Below are 17,612 nucleotides of genomic sequence, written 5' to 3'. Positions count from 1 at the left end.
AAGCGGCCCTCCGCTTGCCAGCGATAAGGCCCTCAAGTCCTGCGCAGATCCTCGAAGAACGCCTTCTTCCCGTCCACCAGCAGCGATGCCCGCGGCTGGCTGGCCTGCTCGCCGTTCGTCACGTCCACATGCCAGTAGCAATGACGCACCGCCCGAGTGATGGCGACATAGGCCAGGCGCAGCACTTCTTCCTTCTGCGCGGTATCGAAGCCTTCCGGATCGCCCGCCCGCGACAGACCGGCCAACCGGTAGACCTGGTTCTTGTACGGCGAGCGGGTCACGTACTGGCAGTCTCCCAGCATGAACACCGCGTCAGCCTGCAGCCCCTTGGCGCTGTGATAGGTCAGTTGACGGAGCCGACGCTGCCCGGCCGGCAAGCTAGAATCAGCATTAACTATCGACTTAATATGCTCTGAAATCAGAGACTTATCAGATGTTTTTCGAAACAGGATCATCACCGAGTCGCCTCGGCGGTAATGCTCGGTCACCTGCTGTGCCAGTGCCGACTCGTCGCGTTCGCACACCTGCACTGGCCAGCGTTCGTCCGCTGCCGGTCCGACCGCCCTGGCCTTCTTGCCACTGATGGACGGCGCCGATTTCACGATATGTTCGGCAGCGTCGATGATGTGCTGGTGGCTGCGATAGTTGTCGGTGAGCATCACCCGGGTGCTGGACGGAGCGACGAAGGTCTTGGCGAACTCCATGAAGTACTTGGGCGAACTGCCCCGCCAGCCATAGATCGATTGCCAGTCATCGCCCACGCACAGCAGTGACGAATGCCGCGCCTGTCGCCCTACCTGCATGGCCGGCCCGCGGCGACGGATCTCCCGCAGGCTGGCGCGCAGCCAGGAGACGATCTGCGGCGACACATCCTGGAATTCGTCGATCATCAGGTGCGCCAAAGGCCGCAACAGCGGGTCGGGCAGTAGTTGCAGGTTCTCCGGGTTGTTCTCGCCGAACAGGGCGAACATGCGGTTGTAGCTCATCACCGGGGGCGACAGCCCCAACAGATGGCTTTCCAGCGCCTTCCAGTACAGGCTCAGCGCTTCGAAGAACTGCGCATCGGTGTCGCCCTGGGGGAAGCTCATGCCGCTGACTGCAACGCTGACATCCAGCCCGAGGTTCTCGATAAACCCTGCCGAGGCGACGAATGCGTCCAGCAATGGCACCGCTGCCAGCTCGCCCTTGACCTTGTAATCGAACCCGGGCCCGGCTACCGCATCACCAGCCAGGGACGAAGTCAAACGTTTGGCCGCGGCGTAATTTTCCAGCCAGATCACAGGCTTATCGCAGAAAGCTTGAAACAGGGTGCGCTTGACCAGCCACTCCGCCCACACCGGCAGCTTGGCGCCAGGACGCTTGTACTGCTGGTTCTCGCCCGGGTCGAAGCCCAGCACAACCCAGGCGTCCAGCTCGGCGATGCGGCCATGGAAATGGAAACGGCTGCCATTGATCTCCACCGTCTCGCGACTCGGCTCGATGCCCTTGACGGGCCAGGCGCCTGCGCGAAACCACAGGTCCTCGACGGTGTCGCACAGCTCTTCGTCGCGACTGGCGGAGAGCTGGGTCACCGCCATCCGCTTCTGCACGTCGGGATGGTCCTTGTCCAGCGACTTGAGCTGTACTGCCTCGCGGCGCAGGCCGGCGACCAGTTCGGCGAAACGCGGACTGGCTCGCAGCAGGTCGCGATAACACAGGTTGAGCTGTTGGCGCTGGGCGTCGTTGAGGCGCAGGTCGAAGGGATTGCTTTCGGCATCGGCCTCGGCACCGGCCGGCAGCTCACTGCCCAGGGTCTCGAACGCCCGCACCTGGCTGAAACCCGGAAGGCTGCGCACCAGCGGCAGGATCCGCGAATGGAAAGTGCGCACCAGTTCCCGCGCCTGCAGCGGGCTCAGTGCCACCTGCCAGAGGCCGAACACCTGCAGCAGCCGGGCGATGAAGTCCTTGCGCGACTCGCGGGTGAAGGTCACGACCGTCATCGCGTCCAGCTCGTAGCCCAGGTAGTGGCGCAGCAGCAGGATGCGCAGCACCAGCGAGGTGGACTTGCCCGCGCCCGCCCCGGCGATCACACAGGTGGACGGGGTATCGCTGAAGATCATCTTCCATTGCGCAGCGCTGGGCTGGGCATGCTCTGGCAGAAGGCGGGCGACATCGGCCTTGAACCGCTTCTTCAGATCGGCGCTCAGTGGCAGGCGCCAGTCATCGAACAGGGCATCGTCCACCCCCGGTACCGCGGGCTCGTCGGCGCGGGTATCGCGGATCACCAGTACCTGCCGACCAGCCTCGTAGCCATCGGCGCGGCCTTCGTCGTAGCCCTCGCGCAAACCGTCGGCATGACCGCTGCGCAGACCGCTGGCATGCCCCTGGAACCACGAGTCGCGGTGCTGCGCCCGCAGGCGGTTGAGGCCGCGACCGAGCAGGCGGGCGGCCAGGCGCCGAATCCAGGGCAATTGGGCGGGAGGGGTCAGTTCAGGGGATTGCGGGGGAAGCTTGTCAGACACACCGGCTCCGGCTGGAAAATTCACACAAGCCGGAAGTTTTACCCCATTCGGCAGGAATGGGACAGTGGCGATTGTCCGGAAAATCAGCGGATTAGCGTAACAACAGGAGAATGTTCCTGAGCAGATGCCGGCAGCGCCAACTCCCGTGGGAGCCGGCGTTGCCGGCGACGGGCCGCCAGGCGGCCCTGCCTGTCAGGAAATCGCCTTGTCCACCAGTTCCTGCGCCTCGCCCACCAGACGCTGCAGGTGCGCATCGTCGATGAAGCTCTCGGCGTAGATCTTGTAGATGTCCTCGGTACCCGACGGCCGTGCGGCGAACCAGCCATTGGCGGTCATCACCTTCAGGCCGCCAATGGCCTGGCCGTTGCCCGGTGCATGGCTGAGGATCTGCTGGATCGGCTCGCCGGCCAGTTCAGTGGACTTGACCTGCTCCGGCGCCAGCTTGCCCAGCAAAGCCTTCTGCTGCGGATTGGCCTTGGCCTCGACGCGGGTGGCGAACGGCTCGCCCAACTCGGCGGTGAGTTCGGCGTAAGCCTGGCTCGGATCACGACCGGTGCGCGCGGTGATCTCGGCGGCCAGCAGTGCCGGAATCAGGCCGTCCTTATCGGTGGCCCAGACACCGCCGTCCTTGCGCAGGAACGAGGCGCCGGCGCTCTCCTCGCCACCGAAGCCCAGGGAGCCGTCGAACAGGCCATCGGCGAAGAACTTGAAGCCGACCGGTACTTCGTACAGGCGACGGCCCAGACGTGCCGTGACCCGATCGATCAGCCCGCTGCTGACCACGGTCTTGCCCACGGCGGCGTCAGCACGCCATTGCGGACGGTTCTGGAACAGGTAGTCGATGGCCACCGCCAGGTAGTTGTTCGGCGCCAGCAGGCCACCGGTCGGGGTGACGATACCGTGGCGATCGTGGTCCGGGTCGCAGGCGAAGGCTACGTCGAAGCGGTCGCGCAGTCCGATCAGGCCCTGCATGGCGTACGGCGACGACGGGTCCATGCGGATCTGGCCGTCCCAGTCCACCGACATGAAGCGGAAGGTAGGATCGACCTCGGTATTGACCACCTCGAGATTGAGCTTGTAGTGCTCGGCGATCGCCGACCAGTAACGCACACCGGCACCGCCCAGCGGATCGACACCCAGGCGCAGGCTGGCGCCGCGGATGGCGTCGAAGTCGATGACATTGACCAGGTCGGCCACGTAGGTACCGACATAGTCATGACGATGGGTGGTAGAGGCCTTCAGCGCCTGCTCGTAGGGCATGCGCTTGACGCCCTTGAGGCTATCGGCCAGCAGCTCGTTGGCCTTGGCTTCGATCCACTTGGTGACATGGCTGTCGGCCGGGCCGCCATTGGGCGGGTTGTATTTGAAACCGCCGCTCTGAGGCGGGTTGTGCGACGGCGTGATGACGATGCCATCGGCCAGGCCGGCGGTGCGGCCACGGTTGTAGCAGAGGATGGCATGGGACACCGCCGGGGTCGGGGTGTACTCGTCGTCCTTCGACAGCATCACCTCGACGCCGTTGGCCGCCAGCACCTCCAGGGCGCTGGCCGCAGCCGGCGTCGACAGGGCGTGGGTATCGGCGCCGATGAACAGCGGGCCGTCGATTCCCTGCGCCTGGCGGTACAGGCAGATCGCCTGGCTGATGGCCAGGACGTGGTCTTCGTTGAAACTCAGGTCAAAGGAACTGCCGCGGTGGCCGGAGGTACCGAAGGCGACCCGCTGGGTGGCGATGCCGGCGTCCGGCCGGCCAGTGTAGTAAGCGGTCAACAAGCGTGGGATATCGACCAGAACGGAAGCGGGAGCCAACTTGCCAGCCAGAGGACTGAGCTTCATGCAAAACCTCAAGAAAGGAGTTTCAGGGTGATGAAATCGCAGAGTTTACTGGCACTTCGACTACAAGGCGACGGCGAAAATTCCCACCCTGCAACTATTTGCCCTGCGCTGCCCACCAGGACGGGAACATGTGCCGCACGCGGGTCTCATCGAAACGGTCGTCGATCAGCATGACCATGCCGCGATCCTCCGTGCCACGGATCACCCGCCCGGCCGCCTGGATCACCTTGCGCACGCCGGGGTACAGGTAGGTGTAGTCGAAGCCGGCGCCGAACAGCGCGGTCATGCGCTGCTTGAGCTGCTCGTTGACCGGGTTGACCTGAGGCAGCCCGAGGGTGGCGATGAACGCGCCGATCAGCCGCGTTCCCGGCAGGTCTACGCCCTCGGCAAACGCACCGCCCAGTACGGCAAAACCGATGCCGCGGCCGCCCTCGACGAAACGCTCGAGAAACCCCTGACGCTGCGCCTCGTCCATCCCGGAGGACTGCGACCATTGCTCGATGGCCGGATAGCGCTGCGCCAGCAGCGCCGAAACCTGTTGCAGATAGTCGAAGCTGCTGAAGAACGCCAGGTAGTTGCCCGGTTCCTCGCGGTACTGTCCCTCGATCAGGTCGACGATGGGTGCCAGGGACGCCTGGCGGTGCTGGTAGCGGGTCGAAACCTCGCTGACGATACGCACCCGCAACTGCTCGGCCACAAAAGGCGACGCCACGTCCAGCCAGGCCGTATCGGCGGGCATGCCCAGCAGGTCGGCGTAGAAATGCCGCGGGCTGAGGGTCGCGGAAAACAGCACGGCGCTGCGGGCGGCAGCGAAACGCGGACCGATCAGCGGTGCCGGCACCACATTGCGCAGGCACAGGGTGGAAAGGTCGCGGCGCCCTGCCCCTTTGCGCTTGCTGATATCGAACAGGAAGTGCCGGTCGAAGACGTCGCTGAGGCGGGCGAATTGCAGGGCCTGGAAGAAGAACTGCAGCAGCGCCGGGTCCACCGCTTGTGGCGTACGGTTCATCAGGTCCTGGATCAGGCCGATGCAGCGCAGCAGCGTCTTGAGAAAGGCCGCCGGCAACTCGTTGCTGGCCTGGTACGGCGCCACCTGCGCCTTGTGCAGGCGGTTCCACTCGCGGTTGAGGCTCTGCAACGCACTCGCCATGCCCGCTGGCGGCTCGCGGCGCAGGGCCTGCAACTGGCCCTGGTCGAGACTGGCGCTGTACATCTGCCGCGCCCGGTCCACCAGGTTGTGGGCCTCGTCCACCGCCAGCGCCAGGCGCCACTGGTCGGTCTGGGCCAGGCCATGGAGCAAGGCGCTCTGATCGAAGTAGTAATTGTAATCCGCCACCAGTACATCGACCCAGCGCGCCAGTTCCTGGCTCAGGTAGTACGCGCAGACCTGATGCTCCAGCGCCAGCGCGCGGACCTGCGCCTTGTCCAGCAGTGGCACGGCCATCGCTGCTTCGCGGGCGGCCGGCAGGCGGTCGTAGAAACCTTTCGCCAATGGGCAGGCGTCACCATGGCAGGCCGTGCCGGGGTATTCGCAGGCCTTGTCACGGGCCACCAGTTCCAGGCTGCGCAGTGCCAGTTCAGGGCTGACCGCCATCACCTGGCGCACGGCATTCAGCGCCAGGGCGCGACCTGGGGTCTTGGCGGTGAGGAACAGGATCTTGTCCAGCGGCTGGCGGGCCATGGCCTTGAGCAGCGGAAACAGGGTACCCAGGGTCTTGCCGATGCCGGTGGTGGCCTGGGCCATCAGGCAGCGGCCTGTACTCACGGCCTTGTACACCGTCTCGGCCAGATCGCGCTGGCCCTTGCGAAACGACGGCCAGGGAAAGCCCAGGGCATTGAGTCCGGCATCACGCTCGGCCAGGCGCCGCTGCTGCAGGGCGGCCCAATGCACGAAACGCTGGCACAGTTGCTGAAAGTGCTGTTCCAGCTCGGCGGCGCTGGCGCTGCACTCGAAACGGGTTTCGCGATCGTTGTCGACGTCGAGATAGACCAGCGCCAGGTTGATCGAGGGCAAATCGCGCTGCTGACACATCAGCCAGCCATAGACCCTCGCCTGGGCCCAGTGCAGTTGCCGGTGGTTGTCCGGCTGGGTGGCGAGGTCGCCGCGGTGGGTCTTGATTTCCTCCAGGCAATTGCGGTCTGGCGCGTAGCCATCAGCGCGGCCCCGGACTTCCAGCGCCTCGAAAACCCCGGCCAGGGCCACCTCCGCTTGGTAGTCCGGACCGCGCCCCTTGACCACGCGGCGATGCCCGGCAATACCTTCCTGGGCGGTCGGCGACGGCGTAAAACGCAGGTCCAGATCGCCGCGCTTGGCAGTGAACTCGCACAGGGTGCGTACCGCCACCCGATAGCTCATGCTTCAGCCCACTGCACATGGCAGACATCCACCGGCAAACCGTGCAAGGCGCAGAAGTCGATCCAGCGCAACTGGTTGTCCTGCAGGCGATCGCCGGGGCCTTTCACCTCGATCATCCGGTAGCGTTTCTCGCCGGGCCAGAACTGGATCAGGTCGGGCATGCCGGCGCGGTTGGCCTGGATGTCTTCCAGCAACCGCAGGAAACACTGCTTCAGGTGTTGCGGGGGCAGGCAGTCGAGGGCCTGCTCCAGCAATTCCTCGCTGAGCAGTTCCCAGTACACGAAGGGCGATTGCAGCCCCTGCTTGGCCGCATGGTTGCCGAGGATGGTCTGGCGATAGCGACCATCGTCCAGTTGGTCGAGGCAATCGGCGAACAGATCGATACGGCGGCTGTGGAAGCCGGCGTCCAGCAAGTCCTGTGGGCCGCTCTGGAACGGATGGAAGAAGGCCCCCGGCAGCGGTGCGAAGATCGCCTTCCAGCACAGCAGGCCGAACAGGCTGTTGAACAGGGTGTTTTCCACATAGTGCACGGGTGCTGCGTCGGCCTCCTGCAGATGACGCTGCACCGCCTGTTCGACGCCCAGCACTGCCAGCTCCGGCGGCAGGGTCAGGTCCAGACGGCTGACGACTCCGCCCTTGCGCCGTGGCTGCGGCGGGCCGCCGAGCTTGCGCCGCAGTCGCGGCACAATCCGTGTCAGCGCCTGCGCCTCGGCAGCGTTGCCCGGCTGCTCGGCCGCTTCCAGCGCCAGCATCAGCGCCGCCGGGTAATCACCGCTGCGCTCGAGCACACGGATATGCCGCTCCCGCGCCTGCGGATGGGTGCAACAGGGATAGATCTGCAAGGCTCGGGACCAGTCGCCAAGCCGTTCGCAGTGGTACGCCAGCTGATACTGCACACGGGCGCGGCGACGCTCCAGCCACGGGTTCGCGGTACTCAGGGCATCCAGCCGGGCCAGCAGCCCGTCGATGTCCGCGCCGTTTTCCAGTTGCTCGGCACAGGCATGCAGGGCCATGCACAACTCGATGTCTTCGCGCACGCGCAGGGCGCGTGAGTCGGCGCTGAAAGTGACGTGCTCGTAACGCAACAGGCCGAGGTCGGCGAGCACGAATTCGGACCAGTCCTGATACAGGTTGCCGAAGAACATCAGTCGCAAGCGGTCGCAAACCGCCTGCTGGCTCAGCCTGTAGATCGCGTCCGGACAGTCCGGCCACCACTGTTGCAAGGTGCGTGGCTCGTCGAACGACTCCCGCACCTGCTCGTACAGCTCATGCTTGGCAGCCCGCGGGCGCGTGAGGCTCGCGGCGAAGCAGGTACTGATTTCATCCTTGAGCAACAGCGCGAACAACTCGTCCAGCGTCAACAGCGTCTGACCATCGACCCAGCCAAGCGCCAGCAATGGCGCCAACGCCTGTCGGGTCGGGCCGATCTCGGCATAGGACAGACGTCGCTCGCGAAACAGCACGCCCTTGCGCATCACCATCCGCACCAGCAACGCCTGGCTCGCCTGCGGCAGCAGGTCGAAACCCTCCACGAACGCCCGCTCTTCGGCATCCAACAGATCGGCGTAGCGCAGGCGCAGCCAGTCGAGCACCTGGCGGAAGTTATGCAGGTAATAGAGCGGGTCGTTGACGGAATGAGCGATCACGGAGGGTATAACCAGCGAAAACCAGGCACTGGTTATACATACAGACACGCGTTATTGGCAACCGCGCAAGATCAATGGTCACCGACTGGATCTTCGACCTCGATCAGCGGACTGCGACGGTACAGCGCCTGCAGCGTGGCCAATGGCAGGCCGCTGGTTCCCGTCAGCCATTGCAGTACCGGGTCCGATGAAGGCTGCCCCTGCAAAGCCTTGTGCAGGTAAGGCAAGGCCACCAGCATTCCCGGATGACAGCGCCGCAGAAAACGCTCAAGCCTGCGGCCCTCACTGACGAAGGGCGAGCACAGCAGGCAGATCAGCTGCGCTTCGTTGATGCCCCAGGCCTGGGAGGCGAAATCCCCGGCCAGGCGGCGCACTTCCCCAAGGTCGTCACCCTGGCGCCACGGCTCGATCAAGGGCTCGCGCATCGCTGCCGGCATGTGCTGACGTTTCATCTCTTCCTCGATGCGGCCCAGGCATTCGTCCATGCCATCCTGATAGCAGCGCTCCTCGACGAATTCGCTGTGCAGCGCACGCATGTGCGCGCGCATCAGTGGATTGCCGGGCTGGGTCGGCGCAAAGCCGAAGGACCATTCGTCATGCTTGAAACGCAGCAGTTCGGTGAGCAGGCGGCCCTGGCCGCAGAACGGGTCGTGAACCAGGTCGTCGATCGCAATGAAACGCGGTACCCGCCCGCGTGGCTCCACCGGTTTCGCTGCCCTCTCGTCTGCAGGCTCGGGGGCCCGGAACTCCTGACGCACGGCACCGACCGTCTCGAACAGTGCCCGGGGGAACGCCTCCACGGGCCGTACCCGTGGCAGCCCGGCCTCCCTCAGCAACCGCAGGCCCTGGGCGAGAAAGCGCTTGCGGCGCGCTTCGGGTTCGCCGCTGACCAGCACATCCACGCCACCATCCCAGGCAGCGCCCAGTCGATGGAGGTCGGCAAGGTCCAGGTATTGGCGATGAATGACGGCCCGGTCAGGATTGCCCGGGGTGAGGTGCCCCGCCATGAGCAGCGCATGGCGGTCGGCCTGCTGCTGGGGCCGGGAGATACCGTGGCGGGCATCGAAGGGTCGTATCTGCCCGTCATCCACTGCCAGCAGTTCGACCCGCGGGTCGTCATGTACCACCAGTGCCGCGAACGCCCGCTCGATATTGCCCAGGGTCACCGTCGGCATGTCGCTGTGGCGCGCCGTGGCGACGCGCAGGTTGAAGGTCACGGGCGAGCGCGCTGCCAGGCTCAGTTGTGCCGCGCGCAGGAATGCCAGGGTATGGGTGCTGTCCTGGCTGCCGGTGTGCACCAGCATCACTTTCAGCCCATGGATGCACTCGAGGCCGCCGGCCACCACCAGCAGCCTCTGGATCAGCAACTGCAAAGAGGCACGCTGGGCCTGGGTCAGGCGCTCCAGCAAGCGCTGCAGAACCTGCTGGTAGACGTATTGCATGGCTTGGTCGTGAATCGCACCCATGGTAATTCCCCGATAATTATCGCAACGACTGAAAACTTGATACGCAGCCGAAAACATGCAGCAGAGTCAGTGTGCGCTCTATCGATGTTTCAAATGCGTCGTTCAAATGTGAAAGCCCGATTTACGGCGCAGGATATTTCTTACATTCCTACAGAAATACACGGACCACCAAACAGTTCCATCTCCATGATCCGTGACAGCGAGCCGGCGCGCGGGCGGGTTTCTCGAGGGCCAGGCAATCCGGCTGCCGGCGTAATTCCATGGGCATATCTCGCTCCTTGAGACGACAGCGGGAAGAGCCGTTCGATGACACACGGATATCTTCCGCGCCATATAGGCGATAGTTGTTTTTGCACAGCATCACGTAACTCTACAGACGCTGAAATGGGTTTATTCCCACAGCAACAACATAGCCGAAGCAAAGTCCTTAGTCCGCTTAAGACTAATAGGAAATTTCTGAAATTTAAGATCCAAAATCTCACAAAAAAGCCCGAGCACTGGCTCGGGCTTGGTGAGAGGGGGATCAGGGCGATCAGGCGTCAGGCAGTTCGAGCACCACGCGGCCACCGCAAGGACACTCGTCCATGTGCCGGTGGGCATCCACCACCCGCTCGAACGGATAGACCTGGATGATCTGCGGCAGCAACTGGCGGTCGGCGGTGAACTGATTGATATCGCGCAGGGCGCGGTGCAGGGCGACCTGATCCTGAGTGATGCCCAGCTCCGGCTTGCCGGTGAAGTTGCTGATGCAGTGAACGAAGAACTGGATGTTCTTCTGGAACGCCGCACAAGCCGGGAATGGCGTCTGGTTGCCGCCTTGCAGGCCGTAGAGCACCAGGCTGCCGCGGGGTGCCAGCACATCGCCGAGCAACGACATCTGCGGGCCGCCGAGGCCATCGAGCACCATATCGACGCCGCGGCCATCGGTGTACTTGTTGATCTGCATGAGCAGATCCTGCTCCTCGGTGACGATCACCTTGTCGGCACCGAGCTTGAGCAGGGGTTCGCGCTCCTCGGCATCGCGGGTCGCGGCGATCACCTTCAGGCCCAGCGCCTTGCCCAGTTGCACGAACGACGGCCCGGCGCAGTGGCTGGCATCGGTGACCAGCGCGGTCTGCCCGGCCTTGGCCCTCGCCAGGTCGACGTAGGCAAAATAGGCCATCAGAAACGGCGTGTAATGCACGCTGGCTTCGATCGGTGTGAGGATATCGGGGTAACGGGTCAGTGCCAGGCGCGGCAGAACGATGATCTCGCCATACACCGGATGCTCATTGGGGCTGCCGGCCGGGAAGCTGGCCACCTTGTCGCCCACCGCCAGGTCATCGACGCCCTCGCCCACTGCCGTCACTACCCCCGCCATCTCGTGGCCGATGCCGGACGGCAGGCGCGCCTGGGACGGTGCCAGGTTCTGCCGCCAGAGCACGTCGTACCAACTGACGCCGATTGCCTGGACGCGAATCTGCACTTCCCCGGCTGCCGGTGCGGGCGTTGGCAGCTCTTCGATCTTGAGCACCTCGGCCTGACCGAACTTGTGGAAACGGATCATGCGGGACATCGCAAACCTCGCCTAGTGAACCTCTAATGCCCTGAACTCTATCGGGGCTTTCATGGTTAGACCATCAGTGGTCATTAATAGTCGACATGCTTGTCATTGATTGGGCTCATGCCCCGGCACTTGCCGTACACTGGCACACAGCCACGATTTCCGGTGCAGGGTAACAGCCTTTGCCCTTAAGATTCACCCCTTGCCCCACACCGCCAGCGAAGCGAAGCCGATGAACCGTAACGACCTGCGCCGCGTCGATCTCAATCTGCTGATCGTCTTCGAAACCCTGATGCACGAACGCAGCGTCACCCGGGCTGCGGAAAAGCTGTTCCTCGGCCAGCCGGCGATCAGCGCCGCCCTGTCGCGTCTGCGCACCCTGTTCGACGACCCCTTGTTCGTCCGCACCGGGCGCAGCATGGAGCCATCGGCGCGGGCGCTGGAAATCTTTGCCCTGCTCTCCCCGGCCCTGGACTCCATCTCCACGGCCGTCAGCCGCGCCGCCGACTTCGACCCGGCGACCAGTACCAACGTGTTCCGCATCGGCCTGTCGGATGACGCCGAGTTTGCCCTGCTGCCGTCGCTGCTCAAGCGGGTTCGCGCCGAAGCGCCGGGCGTCGTGCTGGTGGTGCGTCGGGTCAACTACCTGCTGATGCCGACCCTGCTCGCCTCCGGTGAGATTTCCGTCGGCGTCAGCTACACCGCCGACCTGCCGGCCAATGCCAAGCGCAAGGTTTTGCGGCGCAGCAAACCCAAGCTGCTGCGGGCCGACAGCGTGCCGGGCTCGCTGAGCCTGGACGACTTCTGCAAACGTCCGCATGCGCTGGTCTCGTTCGCCGGCGACCTCAGCGGTTTCATCGACGAAGAGCTGCTCAAGCTTGGCCGCGAACGTCATGTGGTGCTGGCCGTCCCGCAGTTCAACGGCCTCGGCAGCCTGCTCACCGGCACCGACATCGTCGCCACCGTCCCGGACTACACCGCCGACATCCTCACCGCCGCCGGCGGCCTGCGCGCCGAAGAACTGCCGCTGGAGGCGCGGACGTTCGAGCTGCATATGGCGTGGCGAGGGGCGCAGGATAACGACCCGGGGGAGAAGTGGTTGCGGTCGAGGATTCAGATGTTCTTCGGGGATCCGGACAGTCTATAAAAGACGCCCGCCCCCCTCACACCAATTGAATACCAATCGAATAACTCCCCAACAGCATCCAGAACACCAGGAAAATCCACGGCGTGCGCAGCGAGAACAACAGCGATTTGCGGTGTCCGGCACGGGAAGTCTCGGCCTCGCAGAACAGCGGCGAATCGTCGTAGGCCAGTCCCATCAAGGGCTCGCTGCGTAGCAAGTGGCTCTGCTTGAGCTGCCAGTGATCGATGATGTTGTACGCGGCCCGGATGCCGGGCCAGGCGTTGAGCGAACTCAATACCCCAAGCAAGGCGAGGAATGCCGGGACGATCAGGGTGAACAGCGGTCCCCAGCCCTGATTCAGGTTGCCCATGGAAGACACGAACGCGATGACCAGAAACGACTGGGCCGCCAGATAGGCATCGGTACGATTGGCCAGGATGCTGGTTTCGTACTGGATCTCGCGCCGATAGAAGTCGAGGCGCTCTTTGGGCGAGCCGAACATCCTGGCGTTGTGCTCGCTGATTTCGTGTTCCGGGGTGGCCGGGGTGATGATTCGAGGCACTCGCTGCTCCTGATAAGTGGAATTCCCGGCCATGCGCTGAGCCTGGAACCGAGTTCGGTAGAGCCGATGAAGCCCCCCGAAATTCATTTGGTTTTTCCACTCGGGACCGCTCGTCGTACCGATTGCCCATCGGAATCAACACACAGGCACTGGATCTCTCGAACCGGTATGAACTTTCTCAACTGCAGGAGCTTCGACCATGCGAGACTTCCCCACGCCGCCCTTCCCTTCGCAACCGCAAGAAGTCCCGGGCTCACAGCGCAAGATGGAGCCTTATCCCGACTGCGGTGAGCAGTCCTATACCGGCCACAACCGCTTGCAGGGCAAGATTGCGCTGATCACCGGCGCCGACAGCGGCATCGGCCGAGCGGTGGCGATCGCCTACGCCCGCGAAGGCGCCGATGTGGCCATTGCGTATCTGGATGAACATGAAGATGCCCGCGAAACCGCGCGCTGGGTCGAGGCTGCCGGCCGGCAATGCCTGTTGCTGCCGGGCGATCTGGCCGGCAAACAACATTGCTATGACATCGTGGCAAAGACCGTCGAGCAGTTCGGTCGCATCGACATCCTGGTCAATAACGCAGCCTTCCAGATGGCCCACGAAACCCTCGAGGAAATCGACGATGATGAATGGGTGAAAACCTTCGACACCAACATCACTGCGATCTTCCGGATCTGCCAGGCTGCGCTGCCTTCCATGCCGAAAGGCGGCTCGATCATCAATACCAGCTCGGTCAACTCCGACGACCCGTCACCGAGCCTGCTGGCCTACGCGACGACCAAGGGTGCCATCGCCAACTTCACCGCCGGGCTGGCGCAATTGCTCGGGAAAAAGGGGATTCGGGTCAACAGTGTGGCTCCCGGCCCCATATGGACCCCGCTGATCCCGGCGACGATGCCCGACGACGCGGTGAAGAACTTCGGCGCCAGCTACCCGATGGGACGCCCGGGGCAACCCGTCGAGGTCGCGCCGATCTATGTGCTGCTGGGCTCCGATGAGGCCAGCTACATCAGCGGTTCCCGTTACGCGGTCACCGGTGGCAAACCCATCCTGTGAGCGCAAAGAGGCTCGCCGTTCAGGCGAGCCTCATCCTCTTTACCCTTTGCTGTGTTCGCGGGAGGTCGGCCCGGTGCCGCGCTTGATGCCCCGCGGCCCGGCAACGCCCCAGATGGCGAGCCCGACTACCGGCAGGACCACCAGCACCAGCAACCACATCACCTTGGTCGCGTCTGTCTTGTCGCTACGGAAAACACTCACGATTGCCCACAGATCGAGCAACAGGATGATCGCCGCAACGGCGATCCAGAAGTACGTGACAGGTTCATTCATGACCGCCTCTCCCTTGTTCCAGTTGAACTGGCGGCATCGCTGAACGCCACGATTGCTGCCCCGTTGAACAAGGGAAGCCGGAACGCCGGGTAAAGTTCAGGCCAGGTTACCTGCGCTGGACCGGCGGGAAAGAGATACGTTGAACCCACCCGCGCAGAAAGGCGCAAGCCGGGCGCAAACGCGCCAGCACCTGCCGGCTCAAGGCATCAGGATGGCCTGGCCATGGTCGATGGTCGGAACGGCTACGCCCGCGCGACGGTCTGTCAGCCATGCGCGCATTCGCGCGGTATCGAAGATCTGGCCTTCTTCCATCATCACCAGGATCAATGCCTGGGACATTCGGTAACAACCGCATTGAGCGCAGCGCCGCTCTTCCCAGCCGCTCGTGCATTCGACGGATTCAGCCTGCCCGGCGCAAATCAGACAACTCATGTGAGCCCCCTTTTGTTTTTGTTCAGTGGAGGTTGGATGCGAAGGCTCGAGGTTCGCATGCCTCTCGCTTCCCATGAGATTTCCGTGCCAACTATAAATTCCCTGTATCTGCGACCAGGCCTCCATTGCGCAAACGCCGGGAGGCGGGAGTTGATGCGCCTGTGCCGCGACTACCCCGTTGGCAAGGAGATCCGGAACAGGGTGCCGCATGCCTGGTCGGACTCGACGTCGATGGCGCCGCCGTGGCGGGCGACGATTTCACTGACGATGAACAGGCCCAGGCCGAGTCCTCCGGAGGCCTCATGCCCCGAGGTAAGCCGCGAATACCGGCCCTGGGGATCGAACAGGTAAGGCAACACATCGGGCGGAATGGGCTTGCCCCAGTTATGCACGCTGAATTCGACCGCCGCAGGACGCTGGCTCAAGGTCACGGTGATGGGTCTGGCGTGATCGCCATGATGAAACGCATTGGCGATGAGGTTGGAAAACACCTGCGCCATTCGGGAGGCATCGAATTGCCCCAGGGCTTGATCATCGCCTTGCAGGTCGATGGTGATTTCAGGCCGGGAAACACGCAGTTCTTCGACCAGGGCCCGACACAGCGGAGAGAGGTCAATGCTCTCCCGCAAGAGGGGAATACCGCTGCCCAGGTTGGCCTTGGCCATATCCAGGAGGTCGGTCACGATCTGTCGGGCCCGCTGCACACTCGTCGCGACCTGGCTGGCCACTCGACGGTCGTGCGCGGAAAGCTGATCTTTGCGGCTCAAGACCTCCGCGCCCAACAGGGCGGCGGTCAAGGGGGTCCGAAGGTCATGCCCGAGCACGCCAAGTACCAGTTTGCGGGTCGTTTCCACTGCCACGCCATAGGACGAGATCGACTCGCCCAAGGCCTGATCGATGGCTTCGTTGAAGCGCACGAGGTCATCGACATCGTGCGTCTCGGTGGCGACCTGAAGCGGCAGCCAGAGGCGCAGCACGCTTGCGCGCAGCGCCCGATACTCGGCAACGACCTGATCCAGGGTAAATCCGGCGTCCAGCCGCGTGATGGCGTGTTTCTGGGCCGCGGTTTCAACCACACTGGCCGGCTGCAGGCCACGGGATTTCTCGAACTGCTGGAGGGGCGTCTGGGGCTGTGTCATGTCCAGGGCAATCGTCCGCAAAATGCTCGCGGCATGATTTCTGAGCCCCACGTCGTCCAGCGCGGGCAGAGGCGTATCCACCGTGCGGGCAAAATCCTCCCACGCCTGCAGGATGGGTTCCATATTCTGGAGGATGAACTCGGACAACCTCATGTCGCATCGGGCCCCGTCTCTCGATCAGATTTCCAGCATAGTCGAGACTGCAGCGAGGCGGCGGCCCGAACAGCGACTGGCACCGACCGACGGGCATTCATCCCGCCGCGTCGGCAAACGCGCATGGCGTTCGCTGAACCCGGTCACTCCACCATCAACCGGTAGTGGCGCTTCTTGCCCAGGCTCAAGCGCCACTCCCCCACCCCTTCGGGAAGCACCTGTTCCGCAGACGCCACCACCACACCATCCAGGCGCAACCCTCCGCCCTCGGCCAGCCGCCGGGCCGCTGCGCGCGACGGCTGCAAACCGGCCTGCAGCAAGGCCTCGGCCAGCGTCAAGGGTACCGGCAAGGTACTTCTGGCCAACCGCACGGTGGTCAGGCCGGTATCATCGCCCTGGCCAAACACCCCCAGCGCCGCCTCACGGGCTTGCCGGGCGGCGGCTTCACCATGGGCCAGCGCGGTGACCCGATCCGCCAGGACGACCTTGGCCTGGTTCAACGCCACGCCACCCTCGCGGGTAAGCTCGTCGATCCGGGCCAGCGACAGCTCGGTAAACAGCGCCAGGAATCGGGCCACATCGCGATCATCGCAATTGCGCCAGAACTGCCAGAAGTCGAAGCTGGACAAGCGCCGCTCATCCAGCCACACCGCGCCATTGAGCGATTTCCCCATCTTCTTGCCGTCGCTGCTGGTCAACAGCGGCATGGTCAGGCCAAACAGCTGGCGCTGGTCGCGACGCCGGCCCAGTTCGACACCGTTGATGATGTTGGCCCACTGGTCGGCGCCACCCAGTTGCAGCGTGCAGTCGTGCTGGCGGGCCAGTTCGGTGAAGTCATGGGCCTGCAGCAGGGTGTAGCCGAACTCCAGGAACGACAGCGAATGCTCCCGGTCCAGGCGCTGGCGTACCGCGTCGAACGTCAGCAGGCGGTTGATCGAGAAGTAGCGCCCCACCTGGTCGAGAAATGTCAGGTAGCCGATGCCGTCCAGCCACTGCGCGTTGTCGACCACCAGACCGCCACCTTCGCCGATGTGCAGGTAGCGATCGAAGGTGCGCGTGATGCCGGCGATGTTGGCCTGGATCCGCGCTTCGTCGAGGATCGGCCGGCTTTCGTCGCGAAAGCTCGGATCACCGATGCGGGTGGTCGCCCCGCCGATCAGCAGAATCGGCCGGTGCCCGGCCTTCTGCAGCCAGCGCATGAGCATCAGCCCCTGCAGGTGGCCGACATGCAGGCTGTCGGCGGTGGCGTCGAAGCCCAGGTAGAAAGTGCGCGGTCCCTCGGCGAGGTGGGCGCGCAAGCCTTCAAGGTCGGTGCTCTGGTGGATGAAGCCCCTGGCGTGCAGGTGGTCGATCAGATCGTTGTATTCGCAACTCATGGAAAACTCCCTGGGTATCGAGGCACTGCAGGTCAATGGGCAGACCTGCACGCACCGGTTTGTCTTCGGCTTAGCGCCGGGGCCAATGGATGACAATTCCTGCCAGCAGAATCAGCGAACAGATACACAGCCCGATCCACTCATTCATC

Annotated in this window: 13 protein-coding genes; 2 read left to right on the top strand and 11 right to left on the bottom strand. The window is 63.9% G+C overall.

The window, feature by feature from the left end:
- Positions 1 to 32: 32 nt before the first annotated feature.
- The 6 genes from AC05QJ_RS16520 to AC05QJ_RS16495 form a co-directional block, all read right to left on the bottom strand.
- Positions 33 to 2,501: a UvrD-helicase domain-containing protein gene (locus AC05QJ_RS16520; protein ID WP_476742397.1), complete on the bottom strand. Its 2,469-nt coding sequence runs from the start codon at positions 2,499 to 2,501 to the stop codon at positions 33 to 35.
- Positions 2,502 to 2,693: 192 nt separating this feature from the next.
- On the bottom strand, positions 2,694 to 4,334 hold the full coding sequence (gene pgm, locus AC05QJ_RS16515) for a phosphoglucomutase (alpha-D-glucose-1,6-bisphosphate-dependent) (RefSeq protein ID WP_476742396.1): 1,641 nt from the start codon (positions 4,332 to 4,334) through the stop codon (positions 2,694 to 2,696).
- A 94-nt stretch (positions 4,335 to 4,428) separates the two neighbouring features.
- Positions 4,429 to 6,690 carry an ATP-dependent DNA helicase gene (locus AC05QJ_RS16510; RefSeq protein ID WP_476742395.1) on the bottom strand — a complete coding sequence of 754 codons (2,262 nt, stop codon included), beginning with the start codon at positions 6,688 to 6,690 and terminating at the stop codon, positions 4,429 to 4,431.
- On the bottom strand, positions 6,687 to 8,336 hold the full coding sequence (locus AC05QJ_RS16505; protein WP_476742394.1) for a VRR-NUC domain-containing protein: 1,650 nt from the start codon (positions 8,334 to 8,336) through the stop codon (positions 6,687 to 6,689). The genes AC05QJ_RS16510 and AC05QJ_RS16505 overlap by 4 nt, the downstream gene beginning before the upstream one ends.
- Before the next feature lie 71 nt (positions 8,337 to 8,407).
- On the bottom strand, positions 8,408 to 9,802 hold the full coding sequence (locus tag AC05QJ_RS16500; RefSeq protein WP_476742393.1) for a hypothetical protein: 1,395 nt from the start codon (positions 9,800 to 9,802) through the stop codon (positions 8,408 to 8,410).
- 532 nt (positions 9,803 to 10,334) lie between these two features.
- Positions 10,335 to 11,357, bottom strand: a complete 1,023-nt coding sequence (locus AC05QJ_RS16495; RefSeq protein WP_476742392.1) for a zinc-dependent alcohol dehydrogenase family protein — start codon at positions 11,355 to 11,357, stop codon at positions 10,335 to 10,337.
- Between the two features lie 220 nt (positions 11,358 to 11,577).
- Between AC05QJ_RS16495 and AC05QJ_RS16490 the strand changes: the two genes are divergently transcribed.
- Positions 11,578 to 12,492, top strand: coding sequence for a LysR family transcriptional regulator (locus tag AC05QJ_RS16490; RefSeq protein WP_476742391.1), 915 nt, complete (start codon positions 11,578 to 11,580; stop codon positions 12,490 to 12,492).
- A gap of 16 nt (positions 12,493 to 12,508) precedes the next feature.
- Here AC05QJ_RS16490 and AC05QJ_RS16485 read toward each other — a convergent pair whose 3' ends face one another.
- A complete protein-coding gene (locus tag AC05QJ_RS16485) occupies positions 12,509 to 13,033 on the bottom strand; it encodes a hypothetical protein (protein ID WP_476742390.1) in 525 nt (174 codons plus the stop codon).
- 199 nt (positions 13,034 to 13,232) lie between these two features.
- Between AC05QJ_RS16485 and AC05QJ_RS16480 the strand changes: the two genes are divergently transcribed.
- On the top strand, positions 13,233 to 14,090 hold the full coding sequence (locus AC05QJ_RS16480; RefSeq protein ID WP_476742389.1) for a glucose 1-dehydrogenase: 858 nt from the start codon (positions 13,233 to 13,235) through the stop codon (positions 14,088 to 14,090).
- A 39-nt stretch (positions 14,091 to 14,129) separates the two neighbouring features.
- Here AC05QJ_RS16480 and AC05QJ_RS16475 read toward each other — a convergent pair whose 3' ends face one another.
- From AC05QJ_RS16475 to tyrS, 4 genes are all read right to left on the bottom strand, one after another.
- Positions 14,130 to 14,363: a PLDc N-terminal domain-containing protein gene (locus AC05QJ_RS16475; protein WP_476742388.1), complete on the bottom strand. Its 234-nt coding sequence runs from the start codon at positions 14,361 to 14,363 to the stop codon at positions 14,130 to 14,132.
- Positions 14,364 to 14,561: 198 nt separating this feature from the next.
- Complete coding sequence (locus tag AC05QJ_RS16470) at positions 14,562 to 14,795, bottom strand: hypothetical protein (RefSeq protein ID WP_476742387.1); 234 nt, start codon at positions 14,793 to 14,795, stop codon at positions 14,562 to 14,564.
- A 170-nt stretch (positions 14,796 to 14,965) separates the two neighbouring features.
- Positions 14,966 to 16,087 (bottom strand): sensor histidine kinase, encoded by a 1,122-nt coding sequence (locus AC05QJ_RS16465; protein WP_476742386.1) that lies wholly within the window; start codon positions 16,085 to 16,087, stop codon positions 14,966 to 14,968.
- 143 nt (positions 16,088 to 16,230) lie between these two features.
- Positions 16,231 to 17,463: a tyrosine--tRNA ligase gene (tyrS, locus tag AC05QJ_RS16460; RefSeq protein ID WP_476742385.1), complete on the bottom strand. Its 1,233-nt coding sequence runs from the start codon at positions 17,461 to 17,463 to the stop codon at positions 16,231 to 16,233.
- Positions 17,464 to 17,612: the final 149 nt, after the last annotated feature.

The organism is Pseudomonas sp. TUM25319 (genome assembly GCF_056388475.1).
Note: the sequence above shows the minus strand (reverse complement) of the source record. Positions and strands in the feature narration are given on the sequence as shown.